9 protein-coding genes are annotated in these 15,280 nt (G+C 40.1%); 7 read left to right on the top strand and 2 right to left on the bottom strand.

The features are described from left to right. Positions 1-2,449 (bottom strand): N-acetylmuramoyl-L-alanine amidase (locus BO53_RS14170; RefSeq protein ID WP_031547902.1); only part of this gene is annotated, 2,449 nt, incomplete at its 3' end. 282 nt (positions 2,450-2,731) lie between these two features. Between BO53_RS14170 and BO53_RS0110340 the strand changes: the two genes are divergently transcribed. Genes BO53_RS0110340 through BO53_RS0110355 form a run of 4 tightly spaced genes read left to right on the top strand, consistent with a single transcriptional unit; the run spans position 2,732 to position 7,652 of the window. Beyond that, positions 2,732-3,541, top strand: coding sequence for an ABC transporter permease (locus BO53_RS0110340; RefSeq protein WP_031547904.1), 810 nt, complete (start codon positions 2,732-2,734; stop codon positions 3,539-3,541). Positions 3,542-3,578: 37 nt separating this feature from the next. Then, the gene (locus tag BO53_RS0110345) at positions 3,579-5,420 is read left to right on the top strand and encodes a hypothetical protein (protein WP_031547906.1); all 1,842 of its coding nucleotides are present in this window, start codon (positions 3,579-3,581) and stop codon (positions 5,418-5,420) included. 4 nt (positions 5,421-5,424) lie between these two features. After that, positions 5,425-6,711 (top strand): glycosyltransferase, encoded by a 1,287-nt coding sequence (locus tag BO53_RS0110350; RefSeq protein ID WP_031547908.1) that lies wholly within the window; start codon positions 5,425-5,427, stop codon positions 6,709-6,711. A gap of 26 nt (positions 6,712-6,737) precedes the next feature. Further along, on the top strand, positions 6,738-7,652 hold the full coding sequence (locus BO53_RS0110355; RefSeq protein ID WP_031547910.1) for an ABC transporter ATP-binding protein: 915 nt from the start codon (positions 6,738-6,740) through the stop codon (positions 7,650-7,652). Between the two features lie 40 nt (positions 7,653-7,692). On the opposite strand, the gene BO53_RS13605 is transcribed toward BO53_RS0110355, so the two are convergent. Next, positions 7,693-8,733 carry a hypothetical protein gene (locus BO53_RS13605; protein ID WP_031547912.1) on the bottom strand — a complete coding sequence of 347 codons (1,041 nt, stop codon included), beginning with the start codon at positions 8,731-8,733 and terminating at the stop codon, positions 7,693-7,695. Positions 8,734-8,876: 143 nt separating this feature from the next. Here BO53_RS13605 and BO53_RS0110365 point away from each other — a divergent pair, with 143 nt between their 5' ends. From BO53_RS0110365 to BO53_RS0110375, 3 genes are read left to right on the top strand one after another with little or no spacing between them, the layout of a single operon-like run. After that, positions 8,877-11,636 (top strand): glycosyltransferase family 4 protein, encoded by a 2,760-nt coding sequence (locus BO53_RS0110365; RefSeq protein ID WP_031547915.1) that lies wholly within the window; start codon positions 8,877-8,879, stop codon positions 11,634-11,636. A gap of 20 nt (positions 11,637-11,656) precedes the next feature. Further along, positions 11,657-12,646 carry a hypothetical protein gene (locus BO53_RS0110370; RefSeq protein ID WP_031547917.1) on the top strand — a complete coding sequence of 330 codons (990 nt, stop codon included), beginning with the start codon at positions 11,657-11,659 and terminating at the stop codon, positions 12,644-12,646. Positions 12,647-12,651: 5 nt separating this feature from the next. Next, on the top strand, positions 12,652-15,279 hold the full coding sequence (locus BO53_RS0110375) for a glycosyltransferase (RefSeq protein ID WP_169738750.1): 2,628 nt from the start codon (positions 12,652-12,654) through the stop codon (positions 15,277-15,279). The last annotated feature ends 1 nt before the right edge of the window (position 15,280 follow it).

A 15,280-nucleotide genomic window follows, 5' to 3' on the forward strand; every position in this document is an offset into this window, starting at 1 on the left:
TGAAGTTCTTCCTGGTGCTCTTGGCTTCGGAGAGGTTGAAGAGCCTCAGATCCTCCGCCCGGACCCAGCCTTGTGGCTTGGCATCGTAGCCCTGGCGCACACGGTAGAATACATGCCCACTATATTCCGCCTTTTGATCTACAAAGACTGTTCGATTCTTCAGAGGAGTAGCACTTACTGGCTTCATTTCAGAAAGTGACTCAAAGAAAACTATTTCGCCGTCGTCATTAATCCGTGCTGCATGAAGATCGTCTTTGTAAACCGGAGGAGTGGAAGTATCTATGGACTTGAGAGGTTCCATATCCGATAACTTGACCCATCCAGATATTCCATCAAACGAACCGTAAATGTAGTCAGTATTATCTATCCTCATTTTTTTAGAAGTATTGAATGTGGAACTTTTATAGTTCGAAAGTCTTTCAACTTGTTTAGAAGTACCCCAAGGCACATCAAAGATATAACTTCTAAGATCTTTAACAGTGAAGGACTGTTTATAATTCTCGGAATCTGTCCGTTCCAGACGCCTTAAATCGTTTTCATGAACCCAACCTACATATGCCTGTTCCAGATCACTTTGGACGAGATAGTAGTTATCATAGTTGTATGTCGCTTTTCGAGTAACATAAAAGGTTTTGTTCAAATGTTTGGTAGCAGAGCTTGTTTTGACATCTGTCACACTTGCGTATAATCCCTTATTGGAAGCTTGAATCCGTCCGACGTATTTTGCGTCAGATGTTGTGACAGGCATATTTACTTTCGGTGTCGTTTTCTTGTTGTAGAGGTCCATGTATTTCTCTTCGATTAGCTTCTCCACGTCTCTGTAAGTGTAGCCGAATTTGCTGAAGTACGTATAAGGGTCTACATGATTTGTACCTCCGAGATGGGTGGATACAGCGCTGTGGGACCATAAAGTGCCCTTGGCATCCGCTTCAGCACTGTCGACAGGCAATTTGTACTTGTACAACAGGTTTGCGATGTAATCCGTATAATTGTTGATGGATTTTGCGAAGTCATGTTTATTGTCATGACGGACCAGTTCTACATGCATGAACCTTGGATTGGCATTCGGCCCGGCACCCCATGCGAGATGATCAGTGTCCGCTACTTGGATGATATTATCCTTGTCGACAAAAGCATGGACAAAGGCATTGTTGTAATTTCTGCTCATCCAGTTGATTTCTCCATGGATTGTCGAGCTGCTGTTGGCCGTTTCATGAAGGACGACACCTTCAGGTTTGCCGATACCATTCCTATAGTTATACTTCGGCAGGCCGGCAATATGGTTGTAGGTGATGCGTGGGGCCTGGAAGTTGTTCTGTTTGATGTAGTCATTGATGTTCGTGACGGCTTGGGCGAGTGTCATTGGCTGAGCAGATGCTGTAGAAGCAAAGAACGATTTTGATTCATCCATTTCAATATCGTAGGTCTTGAGCATTGTAAGGAGTTCTTCCTCCATTGCCTTGTCCATGACGATGAGGTCCGCATCTTCTTTGAGAGCTTCTGCTTCTTTGGAAAGTGGTTCTTCTCCAGAATTTTCAAGTTCAGCGTCTGCCTCTGTTGATTCCTCATCAATCTCTTCACCTTCAGGGACAGATTCCTCAGAAGCATCGTTCTCAACGGTTTCTTCTGCTTCACCATCCTGGTTGTCGTCAGAAGTTTCATTACTGCTTTCGGTTTGATCCACCTGATTACCTGCAGACTCATTTTCTTGAGGGGTTTCTTCGAGTTCAGCTTTTTCTGTTAAAATTTCCTCTTCCTGCTCTTCAGAAACATCTTCCTTGGAGGCTAGAGCGTCTGAGTCGCCGTCCATTTCTTTAGCGCTTTCTTCTAGAGTTTCTTCAGCCGTTAGTTCTGCATCTTCTGTATTTTTAGTGGTCTCTTCATCGTCTTTGACTGTTGTAGCATCTTCTATACTCTCTTCACTATCTTCAGTGACGGGTGACTCATCTGGACTCTCTTCCTGCTGTCCAGTGTGAGCTGTTGCTCCTTCTGAACCTATCTGAGTTTTTTCTTCAATAGATGCTTCTTCAGAAACCGGCTCTTCTTCTGGAGGGGGTGTCTCTTTCGATTCTCCAGGTGTCGTATCAGTTACTTCTGTCAAAGTCTTTTCACCCGTTGTTTCGTGAGTCTCTCTCTCTGTTGTGTCAGCGGTCTTCTGAACAGTTGGTTCTTCGAATGTGACTTCAGATTCTTCTTCGATGGGAACCTCGACTGATTCTTCTTCAACGCTGGGAGCTTCATCTTTGATTGTGCTCTCAGCGGGCTCCACGTCTTTCGGATCTATGTATGGGGACTGCTCTTCCTGCGATTCTTCTGTATCCTGTGCTTCCATCTCGATGTGGGTTTTTGTTGCTTCTTTTGACATTTCTTCTGCTTCAGCATTCAAAGCGGTGCCAAATAGGGCGGTGGATATCAGTGTTGGAACAATCAGCCTATTTTTATATTTCATTTTTGCCTCCTAAAATGTTGTACAATAATTATATTAAATGATTTTCTTGTAATTAGGTATAATATTTTCCAATATTTTAAAGATGTAATATAGATGTAATAAAGTGGGACGTATTTTGTCATGGGGTGACATCCATAACTGAAAAGATTATAATTATACAGGTAGTTTTCAATCAGATTTTATAGATTTTAATATGATATAATCGTTTTTTGGATGAAGTGTGTTTTAAATATTTATTAATTTGACAGACCCAGTCTGTCCTTATTGAATAGAGGCTTAACCATGAAAAAGATTTTAGATATATTTAAGGAACAGTGGCAATATAGATATTTGATTTGGCAATTGAGCATCTATCAGATAAAAAGTCAATATGCGAACCATTATCTAGGTGTATTTTGGAATATACTCCAGCCTGCCATGCAAGTGCTGATTTACTATGTTGTGTTTGGCTTGGGATTGAGAGGAGACAGAGGAGACGTTGGAGATCTGCCTTTCATCGTTCACCTAATATCAGGCATATTCCCTTGGTTGTTCATTTCACAGGGAATAAATTCAGCTTCCAATGCTATCCAGGCACAGTTGAACCTGGTAACAAAAATGAAATTCCCTTCAAGTACTTTGCTCTCAATGTCGTTGGTAAACGGCATTATAAACGTCTGCCTGACTACAGGTATTCTTTTTATTATAAGCATTTTTAATGGATATTCAGAACCATTGCATTACCTTGGGTTCATCTACTTCATATTTGCCAGTTATATGCTAATATTCGGGATTGCGCTTATCATGTCCTCCCTGATCATATTGGTCAGAGATATGAAAAATGTTTTGCAGAATGTGATTCGTATGTTCTTCTTCATGACACCCATATTCTGGTCATTGAATGAAGCGAATGAAATACTGCAGATACTCTCCAGTTTCAACCCTTTTGCATACCTCGTAATGAACTACAGGGCTGCAATGGTGCTTGATGACATAGCCATTTATGGCGATATCAGTGACCATTTATATTTCTGGGCTTTCACCATATTCGTATTATTTGTAGGAGTTCATATACATTACCGATTCAGAAATAAGCTGGTGGATTATCTGTAAGTCTTAAAAATATATTTTCAAGAGGTATTAAACTAATATGAATCTTTCACACACTTTATCGAAAGCATTTCTTATAGCACCACATGAAATAACAATCGATGGGTTTGAATATTTACCGCTGGACAAAGAGAGACACCTTCTAATATCAAACGATTACTCGTATACAAAAAAGGATATTGGGAGGAGTTCGATAATACTTCTCGGATATGCATATGATATAAGAAATGCCGCCACGACTACTGAACAAATACTTGAGACAGTGCTCATCTCTGGTGACGAAGAAAGGTATAGTCATCTGGATTTCTTGAATGGTCGCTATGTTCTGATCATAAACACCCCTGAGGGCCTTTTTCTCTATTCTGATGCTACGAGCCTGAAACCTGTTTTTTATAGTCGGAAGCTCAGGTGTGTATCGAGTCATGAATACATACTCAGACAACTTCTAAAACAGACAGGAGAAAAAATTGAACAGACTTCGCTATTCCGAAAAGGATTCATGGATCTTACAAATACAGAAGGAATCTATAAGTTGAGTCCTTCTGTGGAATTCGAATTTGATTCGTTCAGTTCCAAAAGGATATTCCCAAGAAAAGAAAGAATTGAGATGAAAATTGACGACATTCTGAAGGAAATGAACGGGTATATCGAAGAAAGTAGAAAGTGGCTATTAACGCGGGAGAACCTCAAATTCAGTCTGACGGGAGGAGTGGATTCAAGAGTCAGTCTCGCCTTGTTGAGACCTCTTGTCCATAGAATGAAGTTTTTCACTTATTTAAAGCCGGACGAAGAACTCTCGACGAAGACACTTGATCGGGCATATAAAAATGACGAAGCAATTGTGAGATCAATGGTGTACAACCTGAACCTGGATCATGAATTCTTCTATATTCGACTGAATCAGGCTGATCAGGAGTATTATGACATGATGAAGGAAACAGTCTCCTCCCTGCATTCCTATCCCTTGAGCAGATATTTGAATGATAATGACGCATACCATGGTGGACTTCACATAAAATCCACAGTGCAGTCTATTGGGAAATCTTCTTTTGACAGAAAGCTTTATAATGAAAATACGGTAGTAAATGCTCTTGAAGGAATAAGGAAGTGGGCACCAAAGCCATATAAGAAAGAGGAAAATAAGGAGGAGCTCGGCAAATGGCTTTCAAATTTCCTCCAGCGCATTGGAATGGAAGAGACATATGGTTATCATTTGTTGGATTTAATGTTTCTGGAGTCCCGGCTGGGTAATTTTCAAAGCAATATCACCCAGGAGACGGACAATACATTGGAAGTTTTCAACTTGTTCAATAGTCGCAGGATGATTGAGCTTTTCCTTTCCCCTAGTCTGACGGAAAGGCAAAATCAATCGCTGGCGTTTGCAATTATTGATGAATACTGGCCTGTGCTCAATTTCTTCGGCATCAACACCCAGGAGACACTGCTGGAGAAATATGAAGCATTGAAAAGTCGTCAAAAAGAAACTCCACAGGCAATTCAAAAAGAAAAGACGGATTTGAATGACGTTGATATACAATTTTCCAAAAACATAGCGCAGCATACGGACGAATATGGATTGATGCTTGTACCGAAAGAATTACCGCTGACTCCTGGACTGGACTACAGGATTAAAGTCCATAATACAACAGAACAAGAGTTGAAAGTCACCTTTTCTACAAAGTACGACAAAGAGCAGGGTAGAGGAAGAGTGGAGCTTCTGTTCGAAGATGCGTCGAAGGACATTGTGGATCTTGCTGGAGGATATGATGTCATTCTCCCTCCATATGGACATGCGACTGTTCAATATGACTTCAAGTCGGAAATGAATAAGCCTTCCTGGCAGAAGGCATCAAGACTCTATTTAAATATTGGAATGGTGTAGACAAATGAAAAAAGTAACTATGTTCGTCTGGAACCACTTTACAAACGATGCGAGGGTAATGAGAGAAGGTCTGGCTCTAAGTGAAAATGGGCATGATGTAAATGTAATTGCCATAGAAAATAAAAAAGACCCAAGAGCTCGAGCATTTGAAAAGATAAACGAAAGATTCACTGTTCATCGCGTTCCGATGTACCCATGGCTATTGGAGGTCTATCAGAATCATAAGAAAGAATTCCTGTTCAGTGTTGCGGGCGTGAGCATGATAGTTGCCCCTGCACTTTTCTATAAGTCCTGGGTGCTTTTGTCTTCTTATTTCATTTTCCTTGTTGGGGGATACGCTGTAATAAAAGATCGGACCCTGAGGAGACATATGATCAGCTTCATAAGAGGAAGCAGAATGGTAATGAAAGGATATTCCCATAATGCTGATGTATACCATTCACATGATCTGAATACATTGGCTCAAGGGGCGATATGTGCAAAATTGCGCTTTAAACCTCGCAAACTGGTATATGATTCACACGAAGTACAAACGGATCGTACAGGGTATAAACCTGAAACAGCAGCTAAAGTGGAAGGGTTCCTGGTCAAGTTTGCAGATGAAACGATAGTGGAAAATCATACACGGGCAGGGAAGCATGAGTCTTTGTATGGATATTATCCTCGGACTTTGTACAACTACTCAGAGCTTTATGATATTGAGAGTGAAGAAAAAGCGGACCTCCATCAGAGGCTTGGATTGAATCAGGATGAAAAGATTCTGCTCTATCAGGGAGGTCTGCAGGCGGGTAGAGGCCTGGAGCTGCTGATTGAAGCGATGGAGCAGATTGATGGGGGGACACTTGTGTTTCTTGGAGAAGGAAAGTTGAAACCCATACTGCAGAATATGGTAAAGGATAGGGGACTGGAAGAACGTGTTAAATTCCATCCGAAAGTCCCTTTGAATGAGTTGCCATCATATACCAGTAATGCCTATCTTGGCTTCCAGGTGCTGCAGAATACATGCTTCAATCACTACTCTGCATCATCAAACAAACTGTTCGAATATATCATGGCGCATGTTCCAGTCATAAGCAATGATTTTCCCGAAATAGAAAAAGTGGTTGAAACAGAAAAAGTAGGCCTTTCAATCGATTCAAGCAGAACGGATGAAATTGCTCAGGCAGTAAATCGGCTGCTTAGGGATGAAGATTTGAGAAATGAACTGAGCGATAATTGCAGAAGAGCAAAGTACAGGTACAACTGGACCAATGAGAAAAAGAAACTCCTTGAAATTTATGAAGGATTATAAGCCAAGAATGAAAGAAGGTCGAACAGATGGGGTATAAAGTCAAGGTGGAGAATGTTTCCAAAGTGTACGACTTGAACCACAGCCGGAAGGATAAGCTTCTATCGCTATTTACTATGGGTCATTTCTATAAAGAGAAGCCGTACTATGCCTTGAGAGATATCAATTTCGAAGTCCAGTCGGGTGAATCAATCGGCATCATCGGTTTGAACGGATCCGGGAAATCGACCCTTTCCGATTTGTTGGGGGAAGTGACTGTACCGACAACAGGGAAAATAAAGATCAATGGACGAAGCTCACTCATTGCGATTAGTGCCGGTTTGAACATGGATTTGACCGGAGAAGAGAATATCAGGATGAAATGCCTCATGCATGGCCTCAGCCAGCAACAGATTGATGAGAGGTATAATGACATCGTAGATTTCAGTGAACTGGGTGAGTTCATCAAGCAGCCGATAAAATCGTATTCAAGCGGTATGAAATCAAGGCTTGGATTTTCCATAGCAATCCATACCGATCCGGATGTTCTGATTGTAGATGAAGCACTTTCAGTCGGAGACGAGACATTTTCTGATAAATGTATCGTTAAGATGAAGGAATTCCAACAACAGGGAAAGACTATCTTTTTCGTCTCCCATTCGGGCAAACAGGTCTTGAAGATGTGTGATAAAGCTTTATGGATTCATTATGGAGAGGTACGTGATTACGGTGAGAGTAAGCCGATTGTGAAAGAGTATGTAAATTTCATTAAGAAATTTAATGACATGACAAAAAAAGAGCAGTTGGATTATAAGGGAAAGATGATTTCCCAGCAGCAGCGAAGAGGCGAAGAAACCATGCTTCGAAAGAAGCCGCGTTCCTTAACTGCCTATATTTCTCCAGTCGTTATTACACTATTATTTCTGCTCAGTATTTTGTTCCAAGGAAATATGATGCCTTTCTAAAGAAAAAGTGAGAATAACTTCGAAGTTATTCTCACTTTTTCTATAAATATGGGAGGGTCAAAGCGTAAACGAAGTTATAGACAGGCACGTGGGCTGGGCCCTTATATGGGAAATGATGAAGCCTCAGGTTTGCTGCTGCATTAATTTCAAGTACATTTGGATATTTATCATCCAAAGAATCAATCATAATATCGACTCCAGCGGTGTTAAGATCGGGAATGGCTTCTACTGCCTTTTCAGCAAGGTTCTTAATCTCCACCCCAAGAAGGTCGCTCACTTCATATGGATCACCACCAATTGAAATGTTAGAAGTGTGATGAATGAATACATACTGTCCTTCTTCCGGTATATCCTCAAGCTCAAAACCTGCACTTTTTATATTTCTGATGGCAGTATCATCAACTTTTATTAGACGCAACCGCTGATGCGGATTTTTTTTCTTCAATTTATTTTTTTCTTCTATAAGTTCTGAGATGGAATGATGACCATCCCCCACTATATGTGCAGGTGCTCTTAGGATAGCTGAATTGAAGTTCCCTTCAATGACTAGAACCCTGACTTCTATGCCATTCAATTGGTCCTGTATAAGTATCTTGGGTTCCCGCTTATGATCCTTGCAGGCATTTACACAGTTGTTCCATGCATAGTCAAAACTTTCTTCATCAACATTCAGAGTGATTCCCTTTGCCCCGTTCAACATGGTGGGTTTGACGACTTTCGGGCCTTTGGAGATTTTGATATACTCCAGTGCTGCTTCATATTCCGTCTCATCAAATAACTTGGAAACTGTTGTAGCTACATTTTTCTGATTCAAAAAATCTTCAGACTTGAACTTGTTATTGCAGAGCTGTCTTGCCTGCTTGCTGTTCGTCGAAACATTCTGGCCATCAATATAACCAATATGATTTTTTCTATAGAAAAAATCAATTTTTTTTCCGTCTACCTTTGTGGTCATGTTCGGAAGGGTGGCAGCATAATATTCGGCAATTTGTCTGGTGCCGTCAAAACTTCGAAAGTAAGTGTTCACTTTTTGGTGTTCAAGATGATTTTTCAGAACGGACTTCAATAGCTCTTTATTCATTACAGACCTCTCTTATAATGTATTAACTTTCAATTACGAACATTATATAATATGTTACTATAAACTTACTTATGTTTAAATAATATTCTATGAAGCAGTTGTTTAAAAAGTTAAAGTGGAAGCCATATCGCGAGGGATAGATAATGATATATAAGATGAATGATATAGCCAATAGACTGAGAAAAACTAAAGAGATGAAACCTTTGATAGAAAAGGGAATTGAATACGATCACCCCCTACGTCATCTTTTTATAACAGCGGCATTGAACAATAATCACTTTACTGGGAATACATTGAGAAAAAACCTTTCTGTTCAGAAAAATGCAATCATCCTCTTCAATTCAAGACAGTATGAAGAAGCCTGGAGTCTCATCAAAGGGGAAGAGGATAGTAGCCTGTTGCCATTGAAAGTGAAGGTGCTGGTACAGCTGAAAAAATGGGACGAAATAATACAGTTGTATGAAAAGGACAAACATATTCTGAGGATGTTGACCTCGGCAGAGGAAAAAAGACTCACTAAAGGAATGTTGCAAAGCGGCCTTCATCTTGAGTTAGAACATTTGCTGAGGGCAAGCAGTTCAGAGCATTATTTAATTCGGGAGCAATTGATAAATTCGGTGATTAATTCAGGTTCCTTTCCTAAAACCTCTCAAAATATTACAGAGTACCAGGCAGATTTTGAATATGGACCTGAATCCTTTATCACAAGCCTAAAAATAATGAGCCCTATATTAAAAGAAAGAATCTTTCTTTTCCTGTTGGATACGTATAGGAATAGTGACAAGTATATGAAAACTTTGATAGAACTGTTATCTGATTATATGGAAAAACACCCATACCTTGATAAATATCTTTATAATCTGATTCCTGATCATCTTTCATTGTTTGGCAATAGAGTTGCAGAATTGGATGGGGTTCTTAATAATCTAAAACGTTATAGCAATGAAAATGAAAAGGGGTTCCATCCCCTCATGAGAGATGTTGAGGACTATATCAACAAATATGATTTCCACGAAATGCTCATCATCGATATTCGCAAGCTTATTTTACGCCAACCCAAATCCTTGGAAATGGAGCCCCTCATTAGAGTGTTGAAAATGAAGAATTCTTCATTGGCACTTTTCATGTCACCGGATTTTATACTGAGCGATGGTATTAGGGATCTGGTGGATGAGCATGTGTATACGAACTACAACTATTTTCAACGAAAAAGAATATACAACCAGTTGATTCCTGCTTTGATGGACTATAACGGAGAAATGATTCTGCCACTCCATATTCATGATTACCTACTTCGGACTCGACGAAGAAAAATTCAGAACTACTATATCCTCTCAAGGAGTTATGAAAATGGAGGCAAAACTAAAGCTCTTCATCAACTTATGGAGGAAAAGGCCCCAAGTACACGCTTGAGAATATGGCTTTACCTCGCGAGATTCTTTTACCAGGAACGAGAGTTCACTAAATCATTAAAATATACCAAGGAAGCTGAAAACTTATATTCCACACATCCGGATGTTCTCAGAAGTTTCATCCGCAGTTACAATGTCCAGGGAGATATTTCAAAGAAGAAGAAATATATAGACACAATGGAAAAACACCATCCAGAAAAACTGCTTACTAATGAGTCCAGGTATGTTCTGCAGGAGATGGAATTGTTGGACCAGCCATGGAAAATGACAACAGAGGTGCCATCCGTTGAAACAACAGGAAGTAAGAAAGTGATGTATGTTCTAAACAAAGCCTATCCGGTAATAAATGGGTATACAGTCCGTTCTTACGAAATGATTAAACGAGTAGGGACATTGGGAGTAGAGCCAGTTGTAGTGACAAAGCTGGGGTGGCACCCGTCGGATGAGGGGTATAATCCCAAAGACAGCGAAAGAGCGGTCAAAACCCATTACATTGGGAAGTCCCAAAAATACCCGCTTACCCAGACACCGCTGATGGACTATTTTGATGCATACACGCAGGAATTGATCAAAGTCATTTCAAAAGAGAAGCCTGGAATGATCCATGCGGCTTCAAATTTCCAGAATGCACTGCCTGCATTGGAGTTGGGTAAGAAAATGAATATCCATACAGTTTACGAAGTGAGAGGGCTATGGCACTATACCCATGTTGCCAAAAATAGGGATTTTTATAATTCTGAACGCTTCCAACTGGAAAATAACCTTGAAATTCATTGTTGTGAAATTGCTGATAAAGTTTTATGCATCAGTGAAAGCTTGAAACATTTTCTTGTCCAGCATGGAATAGAAGAAGAAAAAATCACTGTTCTGCCCAACGGTGTCGATACGACTCATCTGAAGCCCGAACCTATCTCCAATGATTTGAAACAGAGACTTGGACTTGAAGACAGCTATGTTCTTGGTTTCATTGGCTCATTGACGAGTTATGAAGGCATTGAAATGCTGATAGATGCTTTGAAGGAAATCAATGAAAAGCAACTGGCGAAAAGAAATATGAAACTTATGATAGTAGGGGGCGGCTATTATGAAGCCACACTTAAAGAATATGTTGATTCCCAAGGCATGTCCCAGTACGTAAAGTTCACAGGAAGAGTATCCCGGGAAGAAATAGCAAGGCATTATGCACTCATCGATCTTTGTCCATTTCCACGGACGAATGAAAAAGTCTGTCATCTTGTTACGCCACTGAAAACATATGAAGCAATGGCCATGGAGAAAACAGTACTTGTGAGTGATGTGGCAGCACTACAGGAGATGGTGGAACCCGGAGTGAATGGTCATATCTTTGAAGCTGATTCCAAGAAAAGCTTGGTCAATGCCATTTTGGACGCGATAAATCAAAAGGATATAGGGAAAGCGGCAAGAGAGTGGGTAGTGAATCATAGGGAATGGGATAAACTCATTTTGAAATTACAGCCGATATATGAATAAATTTTTCAGGAGGAACAGTTTTGGAAGGTAAATTAGATATATTTTCGAGGTATATAAGGAATTTTGAAGTCAGTCATTACGTTTGGATTTATGAGAAGGATGAGCGGGCCATTTACGAATCGATTCACAGCAAAAAGAAAAAAGGGAAAGTCAAAAATCATAACAGGAAAATTGCCAGAGTAATTGCTTTCAAGCAATTCGAGAAGGAAGACTATTATTATTTGGAAATAGAAGGCAAAGAAATCGGATGGGCCACCCTTAAAACTTCAAATGTCATCTACTCCAAGCCGAGAGTACATGTCAAAATCAATACAGAACGGTATAATCAGACACGGGCTGACCAGCTGATGCCACTCGACCGTAAACAGGTAGGACAATTGAAGAATCAGATGCTGGATTCCAGGTTTATGATGATCAGAAATGGTACACAATACGAAGCACTTTTTAAAGGTATGCAGATGATTGGATGGTTCAGTAGGGACGTGTTGTATCAATCACAGAAAGCAAATATCACAGTGCCCGATTACTCTTCCAATATCAAGCTCTACCATTTCAATAATCTGACAAGCAAAGTCAAAGCCGACAGCGACAAGTTGAAGTCCATTAAGATTATTCATATATTCAAGGAACTGGGGCTTGTCAAAGTTAGGACGGACATGGGAGATTATTGGACTGAAACCAAGTATCTAAACTTCGATTCTGAAGCGGGTGCAATGGAAGAGAATGACTTCACTTTTGAAGATATAGTGGTGTATGATCTGATTCAAAATATATCCGAGGAAAGAAAAATGACAGTGGAACTCATGGAGAAAATCAGAAATCAATACGGTATGTCAGGAGAAGGTATTAATGCCAGACCGGGAGGTCTGCAGGGTGAACTTGACCTTCTTGAAAATGAACTTGAAGAGGAACGTTCAAAGAGAGAAAAAATAGAAGAAAAATACAATAACCTGAGAAAGTCCTTCCTTGGAAGAATTCAGACAAAATATTGGGCAAAAAGGAGTAAGTAATGAACATGGAACAAGAAGAAACCCTTTCACTCGAAAACATCGATCTGAATGAAAACTACCTCCTTAACCTTTATCGATTGGCCAAATCATATGATGTCGACACATATGATAATCTTTTTAAAAAGGATGTCGCACAATCTTCTGTGTATCATAATCTTTCCTTGAATGAATACTATAAGTTATTTGAAGAAAAAGGCAAGCCCGATTTCTCTGAGAAGATTGAATCACTTTCCTCCAATGCCATAGAATCCAATGGCTCAAGAATCTTCAATAAAATAGACCTTAAAGTAGGAATCATATGCGATGAATTTCTCTATAATGCTTATCGGGATGTAGTGGACCTTCACTACATAAGTTTTGATGACGATGATATCGATACATATGATTTTGTCATTTTTGCCACAGCATGGAAAGGGATTGATGGTTCTTGGCAAGGAGTGTCCAGAGAGGATTCTGAGGAGCGGGCCCAGTTATACAGGTTGATTGACCAATGTAATGATAAGGGTATTCCTGCAATCTTCTATTCAAAGGAAGATCCGGTCAACTATTCCATTTTTGTAGAAATAGCCAAAAAGTGTGATGTAGCCTTCACTTCCGCTGAAGAAATCATTCCTGAATATAAACAGGCTGTCGGCCATGAAAGAGTCTTCAAACTCGAATTTGGCATCAATCCACATTATCATAATCCGATAGGGGTCAATCACGCATCTTTCAAAGAGTATAAAGATGACGTCATCTTTGCGGGCAGCTGGATGGTGAAATATCCGATACGTAATGAAGAAGCTGAAATGGCGTTTGAAGGTGTGAAACAGGCTGGTAGGGACCTCACAATCATCGATCGGAATTTGAGACTTGAAAATAAACGATATCATTTTCCACCTAAATATATTGGTAATCTCACTTATCCGTTGACGCATGACCTTTTAATGAAAGCACACAAGATCTTCCGGTTTGCCATAAACGTCAATTCGGTCAAGTATTCAAATACCATGTTTGCGAATAGGGTATTTGAATTGCAGGCCTTCGGTAATATACTGCTTTCCAACTTTTCAATTGGGGTGAATAGTAAATTTCCGCATGTCTTCATATATAATCATGTTTCAGACATCAAACAGTTTCTTGAATATACGGATGAAAAAACATTTAGGGAAATTTCCGCTGCCGGTATACGCACAACAATGAATGGTGAGACGACTTATCACAGAATGCAATATATCGCATCCAAGATTGGAATCGACATCGAAGTGGATCGTGCGAGGCTTCTTGTCGTTTCACTTTATGATGATGAACAGAGCCGTCGCATGTTTGATCTGCAGACATACCGGGATGCTGAGATGGTAACTGTTGATCAATTAAATGACATTGATGTACAAGAGTATGATTTCATCACTTTCTTTGACAGCAATAATTACTTTTATGAGGAATATCATCTTGAAGAGCTTGTCAGCGCGTTCAAGTACACAGATACCGATGCTGTAGCGAAAAACGATGGATATGAGAAGTATAATTTCTGTGAAGGTCAGACTGGAATATCAACTCTGATGGTTGATGCATCAGTCCTAAAAAATGGTGATGTCTTGGATACACTGCTTGAAACAGGCAACTACTATGGCAGTTTCTTCAATATTGACACAACAGAAGTTGTAAAAACGAAAGCAGACCCTCAGGCGCATTATGACGACAAAGAAGAAAAGGAACTGAGTGTGGTCGTTCCAATCCATAACAATGGGAATTACTTGGAAAATAAATGTTTCCGTAGTCTGAGACGATCAAGTGTTTTTGATAAGATGGAAGTCATCTTTGTGAATGACGGATCTACCAACCCGACTACTATGCGTGCCATCAACCGTTTAAGAAGACGGTATCCTGATATCGTCTATTATGAATTCGGAACAGCTTCAGGGAGCGCCTCAAAGCCCCGTAACAAAGGGGTCGAACTTGCTTCTTGCGAACTGGTTACATTCCTTGATCCGGACAATGAAGCAACCGGTGATGGGTATAGCCGTCTGCTTTCAGAAATCAACGAAGATCCTCAATTGGATATGGTAGTCGGAAACATGGTGAAAGAAGACCAGAATGAAAAAAGTATCTTCAATTTCTATAATATAGTACAACTCTACAATAATGAAGAAGCTCTGATTACAGATACTAGGGAATTCTTAATCCAATCTCATCTTAAAGCGCAAAGCATCCAGGCACTGGTGGTGCGTAAAGACATCATAGCAGAGAATGGGATTGAGATGGTTGAAGGGGCGATTGGACAGGATACGATATACTTTCAGGAATTGCTGCTTAATTCAAGCCGTGTCAAAGTAGTCGATGAAGTCATCCATATGTACTACGGAGCCATAAGCGATTCCATGACCAACACAGTTGGCCCGTCATTCTTCGAAAAGTATCTGAAGCTGGAGAAGTATCGTGTGGAATTTCTCAGACAGCATGATCTGCTCGAACATTACATCAATAACAGGTTTGAATACTATATGCTCAACTGGTACCTCCCCCGTTTTGAAAGGGTAGAAGAAGATCAGAAAACATCAGCTTCCAGCCTGCTTCTTCAAATTTTTGATCTTTATGCCCCTTATATAGATGGTCGCTATTCATATATCAGAGACCGTATCGCCAGTGAGTAAA

The sequence above is a fragment of the Salinicoccus luteus DSM 17002 genome, assembly GCF_000712035.1.
GTDB classification, from domain to species: domain Bacteria; phylum Bacillota; class Bacilli; order Staphylococcales; family Salinicoccaceae; genus Salinicoccus; species Salinicoccus luteus.